This is a genomic window from Wolbachia endosymbiont of Nasonia giraulti, assembly GCF_048054155.1.
Taxonomy (GTDB): domain Bacteria; phylum Pseudomonadota; class Alphaproteobacteria; order Rickettsiales; family Anaplasmataceae; genus Wolbachia; species Wolbachia pipientis_C.
The window spans coordinates 1-16,959 of record NZ_JAFEVH010000023.1; the positions used below are offsets into that span (position 1 = coordinate 1).

The window sequence follows — 16,959 nt, forward strand, 5'->3', positions numbered from 1 at the left end:
GATGACAGGATATTTGTTTCTAATTCTTTATAATCTACCAAACCAGTAGTTCTATTTGCTTGACTCATATCAAACCTCCATTTTTTATATCAATTTATTACTTTTTTTTCGGTTTGACACACTTTTTTGAACGTTCCCGTTGGAATGGTTTTAGCCAATGTCTACATATATCTGATTTTTACTGATTGAGTGGAGCGATTGAGCTGCTCTCTGTCATCCCAGCGTTTAACACTGGGATGATTTCGTTGTATGGTATCTTGTATAGTGTTTTACAAATTCACATAGCTATTTCAAATTTACCCATATCAATGTCAGTAAATTTATTGAGAAAATATCACTTAGTTCTTTAAATTTATGTTTTTGGATATATATTAATCATTTATTTTCAAAGCCTCAACAAAAGCATTTTGTGGGATGTTTATGTTTCCCACAGAATGCAATCTTTTCTTACCTTTCTTCTGCTTTTCAAGCAGCTTCATCCTTCGTGTGACGTCTCCACCATAGAGCTTGGCTGTTACATCTTTTCTATACGGGTTAATCGTTTCTCTAGCAATAATTTTTCCGCCTACTGCCGCTTGAATCGCGATTTTATATTGCTGGCGTGGTATCAAGTCTTTCAAACGTGCACATATTTCACGGCCTCTTTTTTCTGCCCTGCTTTTATGAACAATGCAGGCTAACGCATCCACAGGTTCTCCATTAACTAAAAAACTTAATTTATCTATCTGACTTTCCTGATAATCGGATATTTCCCAATCTAAACTTGCATATCCCTTGGAAATTGATTTTAGTCTATCGTAAAAATCAAAAACAACCTCAGACAGCGGTAATTTATACTTCAGTAGTGCTGTTGTCGTATTACCAACATAAGATAAATCCTGCTGTTCTCCTCTCCTCTCTTCACACAGAGATAGAATCTCTCCTAAATATTGATCAGGTACCATTATAGTTGCAGTGATCCACGGTTCTTCCACTATTTCAATTTTTGTAGGGTCTGGCATATCGCTTGGGTTATGGATATTTAAAACTTTACCATTTTGTGTTGCAACTTTATATATAACACTCGGTGCAGTTGCTGTTAGATCTAAATCAAATTCTCTTTCGAGTCTTTCTTGAATGACTTCAAGATGTAGCATTCCTAAGAAACCGCAACGAAATCCATAACCTAGCGCATTTGACGTTTCAGCATCAAATGTAAAACTAGCATCATTTAAATGTAATTTTTCTAGTGCTTCCCTTAAATATTTAAAATCATCTGTGTTATTGGGAAAAATACTGCAAAATACTACAGGATGTACTTCTTTAAAGCCAGGTAATGCCTTGCTGCACGGCCTTTTCTCTTCAGTAATAGTGTCTCCTACTTTGCAGTCTGCTACTTCTTTCATTGAAGCAGTTATAAAACCAACTTCACCTGCTGAAAGTTCACCAGTCATAACTTTTTTAGGAGTGAAAATACCGATATTATCGACCTGATATGTAGCATTATTAGACATCATAACGATTCTCATGCCTTTTTTTAGTACTCCATTTTTAACTCGCACTAAAATTACTACTCCTAGGTAAGGATCATACCAACTATCAACTAAAATTGCTTGCAGTGGAGCATTTGTATCACCTTGAGGAGCGGGAAGTTTTGTCACTATAGCTTCAAGTACATCCTTTACCCCAAGACCAGTTTTTGCCGATATCAAAATTGATTCAGTTGCATCAATTCCGATTACCTCTTCAATCTGAAGCTTTATCCTTTCTGGATCTGCAGCAGGAAGATCGACTTTATTAAGCACAACTATTATCTCATGATTATTGTCAATTGCCTTGTAGACATTTGCCAGAGTCTGAGCTTCAACTCCTTGGCTGCTATCTACTACCAAAAGTGAGCCTTCACATGCGGCTAAGCTTCGGCTGACTTCATATGAAAAGTCAACATGACCTGGTGTGTCCATGAGGTTGAGGCAATATTGATTACCACTATTTGCAGTGTAATTGAGTCTTACCGTTTGTGCTTTGATTGTGATTCCGCGTTCACGCTCTATATCCATTGAGTCAAGTACCTGATTGGTCATTTCCCTTGTCTCAAGACCGTTACATTCTTCTATCAAACGATCAGCAAGAGTTGACTTCCCATGATCTATATGTGCTATTATTGCAAAATTTCTTATATTGTTCATAGATCTACTTATTTAAGTAGATCTATTTTACATTTTAAGTATTACAAGAGCAATTATTTATATCTCTTTTTGCTAAAAACATTAAGCTGAAGTCCTTGCCAATGGCCGGCAATGCTCATTAGCTGATGCTTGCTTCACTGTGCTACTTGGATCTTCTTGCTGTCTACACATTTTTACTGCATCAGCAAGGCTTAGGTAAGCATTACCAGCTTTAATTTTTACATCTTTTTTATTTTCTTCTAAATCTTTATCAGTGGGTCTATCGCCTATTACTCTAATGCTGCCATCACTGTTAGCACTTAATGTAATGCTAAATTCTTTTCCATCTACATACCAGTTAAACTTTATTCCATATTGAGCTGCAGTACCTAAACTATAACACCTCACTCCATTTTCGTCTACAAAACCGTAGACAACTTCTTTTTGATCACCATTTGAAAGAGAGAAACTAGCAATATTGTTTTCTTTACAAAATTCACTATTTAAAAATTAGCTTACCCTAATATCTGTGTTTTTATTGTCGTCTTTTAGCTTGATTTTTGTACAAAGAAGATTTGTATTCTTATCACTTGCAATTGATACTGTATCAATAGTACCGTTTTCTATGTACTTGCCAAACTCCTCTTTAGCTTTCTCTTCTAACTCTTTTTGCCTTGCTGCACTTTGTTGTTGTTGCGTTTTTTCTAGCGCTTCTTTCATTTTTGTTTGGAGTGATAAAGCTGCATCAAGTGCTTCTCTTTCATTTACTTGACCATTATGAAGTAGGTTTAAAGCTTGTACTACTATATTTAAGTTTTCATAAGCTACTTCAATATTATACTTATCACTCAAAGGTTCACTGTTAGCTAAAGAATGTCTCAAGCTGTCCCAACAGTCCTCTTCAATAATATTACGTTCCTCTTTAAGCAATCGACAGATAGACAGAAGCTCTTTTTTTATTTCTTCTTCTTCACTATGACCATTTTTAATTGACTCCAGACTTTCTTTAATATCATCAACTAAATTATTAGATACAGGCGACTTTACTATCGACTTGCTCTTTATTGACTTCTCTCGTTCTTTTTTGATATCTTGAAGTTTTTTCAAAACCATATACTTTACCTCATAAAACTATCTAATATTATATACATAAACATTAGGAAATGTTAGCACTTTCTACATGCTTGCACACTTCCTATTATTCCTTTAACATAGCTGATACTTTTTTTGAATGAGAAATCGCTTTATTAATCATATAATTCTCATGATTGTTATCTATTTTAGGTAATTCGTACAAATAATTCACCATTATTCCGGCTGACTGACTAATGCCTTTTTCAGAAGTATCAGCCATCCAGTTGATTTGTTTGATTGATGCACCATTGCTTAAATGAAAGTGTGCTACTGGATCATAAGCACCCCCACCACTGCTCTTAACCTTTAGCAAATAATGTGCACAAAGTTTCAGTAGGGACTGTTTTTCGCATTCAATGTTAGTTTTTATGCTTTCTAAAATTTCTGTACCTGATTGTTTTATATTAAGCTTACCTAATAAAGCTACGTCTTGATTTTTTAGCCATTTTGTAAATCCAGGAACTGGAGAAAGAGTTGCATACACTTTTACGCTTTTAAATTCTTGCGATAGTTTTTCTACGACTCTCTTTATTAAAAAGTTACCGAGGCTAATTCCAGATAAACCAGTTTGAGTGTTTGATATTGAATAGAATATAGCAGTACTTGCACTGCTTGGGTCACTTGAAGGAACTGACTCGTCCAAAACGTGTTGAATACTATCTGCAATCTCATTCATCAGTGCAACCTCTACAAAAATTAAAGGTTCATTTGGTATTTTGTAATGAAAGAAAGCAAAACAGAGATGATCAGAATCTAGTCTGTTTTTTAAGTCACCCCAAGAGGAAATTTTATGTACAGCTTCGTATTTTATAAGTTTTTCCAACAATGATGCAGGTGAATCCCAGGTGATTTGATGAAGATCAAGTAGATCAACATCAACCAAAGTACAAAGTATACTTTTTAATTCGTTTTCTAGTGGACTTAGACTTTTATATTGATTCTTCAGCTTGAGTACATCAGAACGCATATCAACAATAAACTTAAGGCCCTCCGGTAAGGAGATAAACTGCTTCAATATTTTAGAGCGTGGTGATTCAAGGACTTTTATTAAGTCTTGTTCAAACTTATAGCTCGACTCAGAATCTTGATTTTTCTTATATACTTTTATTTCTTCATCTATTTTCGTTTTATCTGGATTGAACTTTTCTGCCAGGGTTTGTAAAAATTTTATTTGACCTGCCTCTGATAAACTCAAGTACAAATTACCAAGAGATACGGTGTTCTTACGTGCTGAGACTTCATCCCCCTTTGGGTTTAAGCATTCGTTCATCTTCAAGACTAAACTATCGACATCGCGACTACTACTTAAATCAGGGCCAATATTGCCAACCCATGACCTTACAGCATCTGCTACTTCACCTAATATTTTAAAAAAGCCCTTTGTTGCTTTCTTATCTTCAACTTTTACTATATCAGTTTTTGCTAATGATTCTTTTGTCATATGTTCCTTTTATCGTGTATCTATCTTAATTTAAAGAAAAATCTTAGTCTACAAAGAAGGCATATATTTTCATGGTACAACTATTTTACAATCTATTTAAAATTTTCGTAAAGAGAGTTAGATTTTTAATTTCATTATTTCTCTTACAAAAGTACTTTTATTATAAAAATGCCCTTTTGCCTCTTTCTTTTCCGGGCAAGGCTGATTTTTTAATTACCTAGTCGAAGTTACTTAATTTTTACACATCTATTGTAAAGTACAAAATCTGACTTTGGAATGAAAATGCTAGCTGATGCTTGGACTTTATTGATACTTACGCTACTTGAAACTATACTTGGTATAGACAATTTAATCTTTATTTCTCTAGCAATAGATAAGGTGCCAAATCTGCTGAGAGAAAGAGCCCGCCTGATAGGTTTTGGCTTGGCGCTATTGATGCGTTTTGTAATACTATTTTTTATATCACATATATTATCAACGGAAAAGCCTATATTTCACTCTGTATCACTAGATATTTCAGTAAAAGATTTGCTTATGATTGCAGGAGGGTTATTTCTTATTGTTAAAAGTTCTATGGAGTTATGGAGCGAAATTTTTGTACATAAGGAGAACAAAACAAAGGCAAACGTTAAATCACAATTTTTTTTAGTTGTGCTACAAATTATATTAATAGATTTAGTTTTTTCTGTTGATTCAATATTAACTGCTATAGCATTAACTCATAATATGATAATCATTGCTATAGCATTTACATTTTCCATATTAGCAATGCTATTTTCATCAAGTTATACCGCTCAGTTAATAAAATCCAGCCCAAGCTTAAAAGTAATTGCCATTCTATTTATTTTACTCATCGGTATATATTTAATACTTGAAGGACTTCACATAGAGCTACCAAAAGCATATTTGTATTCTTCATTTATGTTTGCACTGCTTGTGGAAGCTATAAGCAAAATAAAGACAATGCGGCCTTGAAATTATTTTCCACAAAGCAAAAGTCTAATTTTTATTCCGGTGTGTGACGAATATCTGTACGAACATTTCGATGTCATCCGAGTAGCTGACACTGGGATCCATTATTCTTTTTTTCTGGATTCCAGCGTCACGCGCTGGAATGACATTAAATAGTTTTCCTTAAAATTTGAGTTATGCAACCAGCCTCTTTGGTGTGATTCGAGTAGCTGAAACTGGAATGAAATTATTGCTACTCCCACTCAATAGTTGCTGGTGGCTTGGAAGTTAAATCATACACAACTCGATTTACTCCGGAAACTTTGTTAACAATTATACTACTGACGTCTTGCAAAAACCTCAAAAATACTAACGAATGTTGATCTTTATTTTCAAATGGAAATGCATCAGCTGTCATGCCATCAGATGAAGTCACAGCCCTTAAAGCGCAAACATATCCGTATGTACGATTATCTCCCATAACTCCCACAGTTTTTACTGGTAACAGTACAGCAAAAGCCTGCCATATTTTATCATACAGATCATAATTTTTCATTGTGTTGATATATATTTCATCTACTTCTTGCAATATTCGTACCTTTTCTTCATCAACCTCACCTATGATCCTCACCGCAAGTCCAGGTCCAGGAAATGGATGTTGAAATATTATCTCATCTGAAAGCCCAATTTCTTTGCCAAGCAGCCTTACTTCATCTTTAAAGAGATAGCGTAAAGGTTCTACTAGTTTCAGATTCATTTTTTCTGGCAACCCACCAACATTGTGATGAGATTTAATTGTACTAGTGTTTCCTGAAGCGTGACCTGATTCAACTACATCAGAGTAAATGGTGCCTTGCATTAAAAAATCCACATCACCTATTTTTTTTGCCTCTTCTTCAAATACTTCGATAAAAGTATTGCCGATAATTTTTCGCTTTTCTTCCGGATCAGTTATTCCCTTTAACCTACTTAAAAACAAGTTTGATTTATCAACGTAATTTATTGGAATTTCTTTTAACATAGCAGTGGTCTGGCTCTTACGCAATAACCCAGTATCGATAAAAATACAGTTTAATTGTTTTCCTATAGCTTTGTGTGTAAGAACTGCTGCAACACTTGAATCAACCCCCCCACTTACTGCAGCAATTACTTTTTTCTCCCCTACTAAGTTTTGAATTTTTTCCTTCTGTTTTTCAATGAATGACTTCATCGTCCAATCTCTCTCACAATTTGCAATATCTAAGAAATTAGAGAGAAGTTTACTACCATTTGTCGTAGGCTTAACTTCAGGATGGAACTGAGTACAGTAAATCTTCCGCTGTTCGTTGGCAATTATTGCGATTGTTTGATTTATTATACCTGAGGCAATAGCAGTAAATCCTTGCGGTATAGTTTCGACACTGTCTGCATGGTTCATTAGCACATCGACTTCGGAATTAACGTCCCAAGTATCCTTTATAATTGGGGATTCTTTTAGTATCTTGATTTTAGTTTTGCCAAATTCCTGATTGAATTCTTTTCTTACCTTTGCCCCGAAATAATGACAAATGAGTTGCTGTCCATAACATATTCCAAGTATAGGAGTGTTTATTGTTTCGTTAAGTTTTATAATTTTATGTGCTACTTCACTTACTTCAGAGCAATTGTCATTTACAGATTGCGGTCCTCCAGAAAAAATAAATCCATTGAATTTTGATACTGTTTCGAAATCGATATTGCTTGGAAATATTTCACAGTAAACGCCCATTTCCCTGATTTGTCTTGCAATAAGCTGTGTAAACTGTGAACCAAAATCAATAACGGCAATTGCTGACAATGTGCTCCTCCATATTATTTAAAGCAATATTTGATAATAAAGAAAACAATAAAGTAAGTAAACTAAGACCTGTTTAAAAACTTTAATATATGACTAAAGTAACTTAAATTTACCGCAACAGATTTATGATTAAGCTGTCTTAATTATCATTCTGATACTCTCTTCTTATCATAATAGCAACCCCAACATCTTTCCTTAAGTTGATACCATTGCCTGAACGGATACGTTTAATATATATATAAATTCCTATCTTTTATATCTAATAAACCAAGTGTTGGTACGATTGTTGCTTTCAGGAAGATGACGATTTCTACTGTCTTAGCCAGTTTTTTTGACTTTTGATGCAATAAGTTTTGGTTATCTTTTCTATGCTCTATAAGCCCACCAATTACCATAACTTCGCCGCTCTTAATTTTTAACGTAGAGTGCATTTCTCTGGTTTCAATAATTGGAATGTCACTATTTAATTTCATTTTATTCTGTTGTGCGACATATTCTATATTTGGGTCTTTAGTGTAATTGTTAATTCTTGATAAGGTTGGGTGTATATCCATAAATATTTCGTTAGTATCAATGTTAATGCTTGGGTGGATTATTAACACCACACCCATTGGAGTGCTATTCATCTTGGTAATTAAGGCATGATTGGAGTTTCCGGTATCTTTCTGTATATCGGAAGTAAAATAGATATGGTTTTTAGTAAATGAAATCATTGCTTGCTGATTATTTATAGCATGTACTCTAGGGCTTGAAATTACGGTTGAAGTGCCAAACTTGTCTAAAGTTTTTACTAAATTTTCTAAATCAGAGTTCATTACCAGGCTAGTAATGGAACTATCTTGATTTGTTATAGATTTTGTTTCATTATGCAAATCATTTAAGTTGATACCAGAAAGGTATTTATCGTCTAATACAACTTCAACTATTTTGGCCTCTATCATTACTTGAGAAGACGCCAGTCTCTTAACTTTATTAATATATTCTTCAACAGCTTTATGAATATCCTTCCTGGCATTCAGAATAATGACACCAGCTTCTCTGTTGGATGAAAGAAATTCACCATCATCCACTCCATTAACATCCATTATTGCATTTAAGCCTTTTTCTAATGAACTCCATAAGTCACTGCTATATTGAGACTTTCTAACATTCCTGTCAGCATCGCTGCTTGTAACATTGCCACTAACGACAAAATTGCTTTGAGCAGAGTGTTGAATATTGATGAAGTCTACGTAATAATTTTGTGCGTATGGCAAATCCTGTTCAATTCTAATTACACCATTATTCATTGAGTAACGCAATTTGGCGCTGTTGGCTATACTCTGAATTACTTCATTTATATTCTTATCCTTTAGCTTTAAAATAATATTACCTGATATCTGGGGATCTATGTCTAAGTTAACGTCAGAAAGTTTTCCTATCTCAATCAGTAAATCCTTTACTGGTACTTTTTCATCAACATTAATCGAAAGAAACTGGTTACTGGTTGTAAGATCGGGAAACTCTACCGGTAAAGGTATCATTTCTGGTATTGCTGGTTCGTTATTCTTCAAAGGAGTATTATATTGTTGCAACGAATAATCGTGCTTATAATTGTCTATATTAACAGAATGTTGCTTGTTAGGTAGATGTGTACAAGAAATAATGAAAAGGAGTATTAAACATTTTAAAATAGCCATGAGGGCAGCATACAAATCTATACTAATAGTTTTCTATAAAAATGTTAAAAATGTATTTAATTGTATCCGTTCAGGGGAGTGGTTTAAGAAATGATAGATAGGAGATTATGAAAAAGGTTTAGCCGCATGGAAGTAGGATGAAAAGAAGCACTGGTTTCACATGCGTCTGAACAGACACCATTTTACAGCATTTTAAATTTGTCCTGTGAAATGTTTGTACAGTTGCGATAAAAATTACTTGACAAGTTTTGACAGCTTTGTTATTTTGATAGTGAAGATATTCTAGAGCTCGAAATCTATCTTCGTCTGCAGACTTTTCAACTTCATTAATTTATAACCTCTAGTTAAAGTATATTGTACTTATGTATAGATAACTTCTATCATAGCTATATACATTTTTCTGAGTTTTTTTGTATTACTTAGGAGGATCATCATGTTTAAAATCATGGATTACGCATATCATTGACATAAATGCCTTAAAAGGACAGATGGTACCTACGTCCTCTTTATATAGGTTATGTATTTGTTCAGATACGACTACATTGTGTCTAGTGTAGAAAAAATTAGACAAATTCAGCCTTATATAGAACCAAATTCAACGGAAGTAGAATTATCCTCATTTCCATAATAGTAAGGATTTGCTTCTTGTGTATTATTAACAGCAGTTTTTAATAGTACTTCCTTATCACTATTCCATGCAACTTTCTCCATAATTGGAATATAATCCTTACACTTTTGATTGTCTCCACAATCCTTGATTTTACCATCATCATTTAGATAACGCTTCAATGCATCATAGTATACTTTAGTGTTATTACCTTCTTTATCTATCATTTGTCCTAAGGTATTAACAAGTATCAATGGTGCAACTTGTTTTGCTTTTACAACACTTGTTTCACTGGACTCTTTAAAGAGATTAGGACATGCTCCTCTGGAAAAAAAGCTCTTGTTGAATTCTGGATTACTACGGTAAACGTTCGGGTAGCAGAAACTCTTAATCTCTTCTTCTTGACACGCTAACTCTATTTGATCATCGACACATTTTTCACATTCTATATTACCAAGCCAGGATATTGAATTAAGATCCTCTGTAAAGGCAAATTTAAAATTTACTGCACCATAATTACCATTTGCTCCCTCTTCTATATATTTTGCAATCTTAGGATTACTGTACATCTCAGGATATAATTCCTTTAGTAAATCAGATGCACTAAAACCTTGACAACCTATCTTATTATCAACTTTATAAAAATGAGAATACGGCCCACAATTTTCATACTTGGAACAATCTGAGGTTACTTTGCGAGATGTAATTTCTCCATTTTCATTCTCTCCTTCATCGGTAACAGGTTCGCCCGTACCACTTCCTTTTTTACATTCTTCAGCTATTTTTTTATACCACTCAGTCTCTGCTTTTGCTCGCTTAACCTCCTCTTCACATTTCGTAAGCTTCTTTTCTACTAGTTCAAAATCCTCTTTTACTACGGAACTATTTGTAAATCGCTTCTCAATCGTAGTTTCACCCTCAGTGATCTCATCTATATCCTCTTTACCATAAAAAAGTTTGTTGTTATATAAATAACTATTATTAATTTGGTCACTATAGGTGTTTTTTGACATAGGAACCTCCTCTACAGTCAAAACTGGAATTACATAAAAGTATAAGTATCTACCTGAATATAAAGAAACCACAGTTCAAGAAATCTCAGGTTAACTCAGAAATTATTATAAGCTAAAGTAATTAAAAATTTAATAACTTGCATTATAAATATAGCATAATAACCAATAATTAGATTTTCTTTCAATTTCTATCTTATCTTCACCAGCTTTACATAGAGCACATCTTTATTCACTAGAGAATCATGATTCTTCTACTTGCATGTGATTAATCACTATAATCTTGAAGTGTGGTTTGTACGTAATTAGTTCTGGAACTTGCCAATGGATGATTGCTCTACATTTTAATCTCTGTCGCTGTTCACAACATTACACTCTGGAACTATATACCTAATATCGCATGCTGATTTCTCTCTTTATCTTCTGCAAATTAATTAAATGAAGGGCATTAAGTATCCACACTACTAAAAAGAATGTTGCACAAAATATAAACATTGCAATGAGTGGCAGCAGTAAAGAACCTTCTATTGCTACTCCACCTTTTCTAAAAATACTTGCTGGCTGATGAAGAGTAGACCATGAATTCACAGAAAATTTTACTATGGGAATATTTATAGCACTAAAAATGGCAAATACTGCTGATGATTTCTCTGCTCTTGCTTGATTATCAAAAGCGCTCCACAATGAAAGATAACCAACATACAGAAAAAACAAAATCAGCATTGAAGTAAGCCTTGCATCCCATACCCACCAAGTACCCCATGTTCCTTTTCCCCAGACGCTACCTGTGATTAAGCATATTGCCGAAAAGACTGTCCCTGCAGGAGCAGCGGCATGTGCTAAGACACTAGCAACGCTATTGTTCCATACCAACGAAATGAAACTGAGTGATGCAATGAGTCCGTATATTCCAAGAGCAAGCCATGCAGAAGGCACATGAAGATACATAATTCGTACGATTTCTCCTTGTTTATAATCTCCTGGGGAGAAGAATAATGCCAAGAACATTCCAATTAAAAAACATGCGAAACAAATAATCCCAAGCCAAGGTAGAGCTTTTTTAGCAAAAGAAGTGAAATTTGTAGGCTTTAATAAAAACATTCGTTTTGAGAATAATTGTGTTAAGAATTTATCAATTAGTTTGAGTTTTATCAACAAGATAGTTTTTCTATATTTACGTAGTATAATAAATTAGCACAATTTCAGTAGCAGATTGCTTGCTATTATTTTTAGTATAACGTTGATGACCCTTAAAAAGCTTAACCTACACTTAGTGTCAGATTCAAGTGGTGAAACTGTTATATCAGTTGCAAAATCAGCTCTGAAACACTTTCGTTCTGTAGAAACGATCGAATATGTTTGGTCTTTCGTAAAAGGAGAAGAGCAGATTGACAAAATTTTAGAGGAAATTAATAGAAAAAGTGATGAGCATAACTTTGTTATATGTACTATTACTGATGATGGACTCAGAAAATATCTAAAAGATAATTGTATCAAGTTAAAAATTCCATATAGAGCAATATTATCACATATTATTAGAGAAATTTCATCCTATCTTGAAATTGAAAAAGATGAAAAACTTGACCTATATACTGAAATAAATAACGAATATTTTCAGCGCATTGAGGCAATAAACTATACCATTAATCATGATGATGGACAAAATATTCAAGATATTGATAAAGCCGATATAATTTTGGTTGGAGTTTCACGCACATCAAAATCTCCCACCAGTATGTATTTAGCTTACCGAGGCTATAAAGTTGCAAATGTTCCTTTTGTTAGCGAGATACCCTTTTACGTCGACTTAGCAAAATTAAAAAATAAACTGACTATAGGAGTAACAATAGACGTAAGAAGGCTAATAGAAATACGCAAAAATAGACTGACTTCAATTAATAATGAAGGTAATGATATATATGCTGACCCTAGAAAAGTAGAAAAGGAAATTAAAGAAGCGGAGGAGTTCTTTAAGCAAAATAACTGGCCAATTATTGATGTTACGCAAAGGTCGATCGAAGAAGTATCAGCAACAATTATACAATATTTTAATAAAATGTGAAAAATTTATCAATTGACTAACTCTCTGTCAGTGATCATAATGTAAGGTAATTCTATTCTTACTATAGATATGAAAGTTAAAGGGTCACTAAAATCTCATCGTAACAGAGATAAAAATTGTAAGGTTGTGAAAAGGGGTGGTAAAGTTTATATTATAAATAAGGTAAAGCCGAGATGTAAAGCGCGTCAAGGTTCTTAGCTTTTTGTTTGCCTTTTTATGTCATATGTTTTTCATATGGAAGCATGGTTAGAAAGAAGCAAAAATTGTTGTATTTAACCATAGCACTGCCCATTTCTTCTCTTACATTATATTTTGGTATTAACCTGATTACAGGCAGACGTGGCTTGTTAACATTAATTAACTTAAAAAAAGAAATTAATTACGTGCGTCAACAAGTCCATGAATTTTAGTTCCACCCTAAGCCCTCTTGAGCTTGAGAATTTTTTCTATATATAGGCTGAGCATGAATGACATCTGATCATCAATTATGCAAATCTGGATCTTGTTGTGCATACTTAAGTCATTTTGCCAAAATTCCCTTTTTACACCACCTTTTAAACCTCTTATGTATACTTCTGTAATTGCAGTAAATTTTTGATCATTGGCAGCCATTTCTCCACACTGCTTCCATACATACTCTCAACTTCTTCTCGCTTTTACTGTGTATTCCTTTTGTGCTCTTTAAAACGGTACCTTCTATATATATTTATTGTCATTAGGTTAAGTTACCGCTTTTTTTCCATTTTTATACTTCCTGCCCTTGATTAATTTGACCTGCTAACATTTTGTTTACAGGGCCTGCTATTAACTCTGCACAATTTATTCTTATGGTAAAAACTTCTTCTTCACTCTTATTTTTCCTTAACTTGACGCATATGGTTTGTTAAATACTCCCGTCTGTCAAGGAATTTCTACTCATGAGGGTTATGGCTTGAAAGATTACTGAAATTTTGAAAAATGTAGTCTACTTCTATATTCAAATATATCAAGCAGTAATTCAAAATTAGCTATTGTACCTTTTTCACTATTATATGCAAGGTTGAGCAATTCTCTGTCCTCATATAAATCAGCAAATTTAAACTCCATGCACCCTGATTGTTTTGTGCCTAGAATATCTCCGCTACCCCTCAGCATCATATCCTTTTCAGCAATATAAAATCCATCTTGTGACTCACACATAATCTTTAACTTTGAATACGAACTTTTACTGAGATTGTCATATAACAGTACACAAAAAGACGGTTTACTTCCTCGTCCTACTCTACCTCTTAACTGATGTAATTGCGATAACCCGAACTGCTCTGCATTCTCTATAATCATAATAGTTGCATCTGGTACATCTATACCAACTTCTATCACAGTAGTTGCAACAAGCAGAGAAAATTCATTCCTCTTGAAGGAAAACATCACTTGATCTTTCTGCTCTTGAGTTAGTTTTCCGTGTATTATTCCAACTCTATCAAAAAATGTCTTTTGTAGTTCCTGAAAGCGCATTTCTGCTGCGGCAATATTGAGTTCTTCGTTTTCTTCTATATATGGACAAATCCAATATGCTTTTTCGCCTCTATTTATAGCATCTTTCAGTCTTTGAATAATATCTGGTACTTTTTTAACGTTCATAATAACGGTTTTTATTGGCAATCTAGATTTTGGTTTTTCCCTTAAAATAGAACATTCAACATCACCATACATAGCTTGCTGCAAGGTTCTTGGAATGGGAGTTGCAGTAACAAAAAGTATATCGGTATTTTCTCCTTTTCCTACCAACCGATTCCTCTGCATCACTCCAAATCGCTGTTGTTCGTCTATGACTGCGAGTCCTAAATTTTTAAATGTAACGTTGGCTTGAAATAATGCATGAGTACCAATTACTATATTTAAAATACCACTTGCAAGTTCGTTCATAATAATCTTTCTTTCCTTGCGCGCAGTTTTACCGGTAAGCAAAGCAACTTTTATATCAGTACAAGATAGAGCTTCTTCGATCCAATTATAATGTTGCTCCGCTAAGATAGTAGTTGGTGCCATTAGAGCTGCTTGCATGTTATTTTCTACCACATTCAGCATCGTAAAGAGTGCAACTACAGTTTTGCCACTCCCAACGTCACCTTGTAGCAGACTTACCATACGGTATTTGGATTTTTGTCTTTCTGAGATTTCATCTATCGCTCGAATTTGATCATTTGTTAATTGGAACGGTAATTCATTTAAGACCTGCTCTTTGTATTTACTCAATATTATAAATTCCCTTCCTCCTTTTTTTACATGATTTTCCCTCGCAAGTTTTAGCGCCAACTGGTACGCAAATAGCTCATCATAAGCAAGTCTTTCTCTACAAACTTCTGCTTCTGTGAGTGAGCTCGGTCTGTGCAATCTTATGATGCTTTCTTTCCAATTCAGCCATTTCTTTTGCTTGATTAATGTTTCATCTATCCACTCTGGCAAATCAGGCAAATCTTTTAGATTAGAACTTATTATGTTTCTAATGCTCTTGTTAGTAATACCGCGACATAATTGGTAAATTGGCTCTATGCAGGCTATTTCTTTAAATAGATTGATATCAGACAACATGTAATCTGGGTGAGTAATTTGCCAATGTTCGGCAAACTTTTCAAGTTTACCACTGATTACTATATCTGTTCCAACTGGAAATAATTTATACAAATATTTAACTGAGTAATTAAAAAAAACTATAAATAAATACTGACTTTCACTTTCAACGATTATTTTATATGGCCTACCTCTAACAGTGGGGCGCTGGTGCTCATACACTTTTGCCACAAAAGCTGTAAATTCTCCCACTTGAGCATCAGGTAGTGATTTACTTCTATCCACATAACTGAGCGGCCTATAAAACAGCAAGTCCATTACTCTGTCTCCACCGCAAAGTTTAGGCAATATTGCGGAATGAAACTTTGGTATATTCTCAATTTTACTATTTAGAAAAGTCAGCACACTTGATTGTTCATCAACATTCATACTGTGTAAAACCGTTTATTCATAATAGAGCCTTACTAAAATCCTGTCACCCTATTATGACTGTCTATGTTAAGTATATTATTGACATATTAACTATTTTTATGTATTATTATACTATCAGCAATTCATATCAAAGTATTAACAATGAACAACTCTATACAGGAAAAAAAGGGAAATCCAGTAGTTACGCTAAAGGCTCAAGCGGAAAAGCTTGATTTTAGCAAATTAAGAGCTGGTAAAGGGAATGTGGGAGCAAACTCTGGTGAACAGATGCACTTGGACTTTCCAAGAATGAAGTTTATTATCAACAAAAAGGATATAGATCAAGCTTTTATTAATCAATTATATAAAAGACATGCTGGTTTAATTGGAAATGACGGAAATGGAAAGAAGAAATATCGCCAATTTGCAAAAGAAGTTTTTAAGGAAATATTTGAATATGCTGAAGCTCAAGTTCCAAGTGACTCTATCTTAGAGGAATTGGTTACCAATTGTAATCAAGCAGGATATGAGTTTATATATGCACCATTTATTGAAGCACTTAATAGCAAACATAAATTACATATGGATGTTAATAGTAGTAACGTTTGTAGAAGGGTACTAATTGACTGTGAAAAAAATTCAGATTCTGTGGGAGTCAGATGTGATACTTCAATGATACCTATTCAAGTGTTGGGAGAAGAAGCCAGAGTATGTGATATATCGTTCTCACTAGAGTTCACACTTGAATCTCAAGATGGGAAAGATGATGTGATATATAAAGATAGCAAATTGTTACTTACTGTGCCCCGAAAATTGAGAGATTACACAATTGATGACAGAAATCTATTTGATATCATTAAAGAATATTTCTACAAATTTTGCGAGAAGTTAGGGTTCAAGTTTGAAGTAGAAATAGAGCATGATTTAGGTGATCCGATGAGCTACCTCGAAGAGGTAGCTCTGCCCATTCATAGCAATGAACATGAAAATACACCCTAAAACTAACAATTAAAGGGAACGTTCAAAAAAGTGTGTCAAACCGAAAAAAAAGTAATAAATTGATATAAAAAATGGAGGTTTGATATGAGTCAAGCAAATAGAACTACTGGTTTGGTAGATTATAAAGAATTAGAAACAAATATCCTGTCATC

General features: G+C 33.8%; 14 protein-coding genes. 4 read left to right on the forward strand and 10 right to left on the reverse strand.

Annotation, left to right across the window (positions count from 1 at the left end):
• Window positions 1-371: 371 nt before the first annotated feature.
• The 4 genes from lepA to JR312_RS04080 all read right to left on the reverse strand — a co-directional run bounded on the left by lepA (window position 372) and on the right by JR312_RS04080 (window position 4,722).
• Window positions 372-2,168: a translation elongation factor 4 gene (gene lepA, locus JR312_RS04065; RefSeq protein ID WP_416647789.1), complete on the reverse strand. Its 1,797-nt coding sequence runs from the start codon at window positions 2,166-2,168 to the stop codon at window positions 372-374.
• Between the two features lie 81 nt (window positions 2,169-2,249).
• Window positions 2,250-2,555 (reverse strand): hypothetical protein, encoded by a 306-nt coding sequence (locus JR312_RS04070; RefSeq protein WP_416647790.1) that lies wholly within the window; start codon window positions 2,553-2,555, stop codon window positions 2,250-2,252.
• A gap of 102 nt (window positions 2,556-2,657) precedes the next feature.
• Window positions 2,658-3,260 carry a hypothetical protein gene (locus tag JR312_RS04075; RefSeq protein ID WP_416647791.1) on the reverse strand — a complete coding sequence of 201 codons (603 nt, stop codon included), beginning with the start codon at window positions 3,258-3,260 and terminating at the stop codon, window positions 2,658-2,660.
• Between the two features lie 85 nt (window positions 3,261-3,345).
• Window positions 3,346-4,722, reverse strand: coding sequence for a malonyl-CoA decarboxylase (locus JR312_RS04080; RefSeq protein WP_416647792.1), 1,377 nt, complete (start codon window positions 4,720-4,722; stop codon window positions 3,346-3,348).
• 282 nt (window positions 4,723-5,004) lie between these two features.
• On the opposite strand from JR312_RS04080, the gene JR312_RS04085 reads away from it, so the two are divergent.
• Window positions 5,005-5,697 (forward strand): TerC family protein, encoded by a 693-nt coding sequence (locus tag JR312_RS04085; RefSeq protein ID WP_416647793.1) that lies wholly within the window; start codon window positions 5,005-5,007, stop codon window positions 5,695-5,697.
• A gap of 229 nt (window positions 5,698-5,926) precedes the next feature.
• Here JR312_RS04085 and guaA read toward each other — a convergent pair whose 3' ends face one another.
• The 4 genes from guaA to ccmC form a co-directional block, all read right to left on the reverse strand.
• Entirely contained in the window at window positions 5,927-7,489 is a 1,563-nt protein-coding gene (gene guaA / locus JR312_RS04090; RefSeq protein ID WP_264331212.1) for a glutamine-hydrolyzing GMP synthase, read from the reverse strand.
• 227 nt (window positions 7,490-7,716) lie between these two features.
• A complete protein-coding gene (locus JR312_RS04095) occupies window positions 7,717-9,168 on the reverse strand; it encodes a type II secretion system protein GspD (protein WP_416647794.1) in 1,452 nt (483 codons plus the stop codon).
• 579 nt (window positions 9,169-9,747) lie between these two features.
• Window positions 9,748-10,788 carry a hypothetical protein gene (locus tag JR312_RS04100; RefSeq protein ID WP_416647795.1) on the reverse strand — a complete coding sequence of 347 codons (1,041 nt, stop codon included), beginning with the start codon at window positions 10,786-10,788 and terminating at the stop codon, window positions 9,748-9,750.
• 387 nt (window positions 10,789-11,175) lie between these two features.
• The gene (gene ccmC, locus JR312_RS04105) at window positions 11,176-11,886 is read right to left on the reverse strand and encodes a heme ABC transporter permease CcmC (RefSeq protein ID WP_416647796.1); all 711 of its coding nucleotides are present in this window, start codon (window positions 11,884-11,886) and stop codon (window positions 11,176-11,178) included.
• 142 nt (window positions 11,887-12,028) lie between these two features.
• Between ccmC and JR312_RS04110 the strand changes: the two genes are divergently transcribed.
• On the forward strand, window positions 12,029-12,847 hold the full coding sequence (locus JR312_RS04110; protein WP_416647797.1) for a pyruvate, water dikinase regulatory protein: 819 nt from the start codon (window positions 12,029-12,031) through the stop codon (window positions 12,845-12,847).
• A 69-nt stretch (window positions 12,848-12,916) separates the two neighbouring features.
• Entirely contained in the window at window positions 12,917-13,045 is a 129-nt protein-coding gene (gene ykgO / locus JR312_RS04115; protein WP_006015378.1) for a type B 50S ribosomal protein L36, read from the forward strand.
• Window positions 13,046-13,264: 219 nt separating this feature from the next.
• On the opposite strand, the gene JR312_RS04120 is transcribed toward ykgO, so the two are convergent.
• Both JR312_RS04120 and recG read right to left on the reverse strand, forming a co-directional pair.
• Window positions 13,265-13,459, reverse strand: coding sequence for a hypothetical protein (locus JR312_RS04120; RefSeq protein WP_264331209.1), 195 nt, complete (start codon window positions 13,457-13,459; stop codon window positions 13,265-13,267).
• Between the two features lie 327 nt (window positions 13,460-13,786).
• Complete coding sequence (recG, locus tag JR312_RS04125) at window positions 13,787-15,826, reverse strand: ATP-dependent DNA helicase RecG (protein ID WP_416647798.1); 2,040 nt, start codon at window positions 15,824-15,826, stop codon at window positions 13,787-13,789.
• A gap of 144 nt (window positions 15,827-15,970) precedes the next feature.
• Between recG and JR312_RS04130 the strand changes: the two genes are divergently transcribed.
• Window positions 15,971-16,807 carry a hypothetical protein gene (locus tag JR312_RS04130; RefSeq protein ID WP_416647799.1) on the forward strand — a complete coding sequence of 279 codons (837 nt, stop codon included), beginning with the start codon at window positions 15,971-15,973 and terminating at the stop codon, window positions 16,805-16,807.
• Window positions 16,808-16,959: the final 152 nt, after the last annotated feature.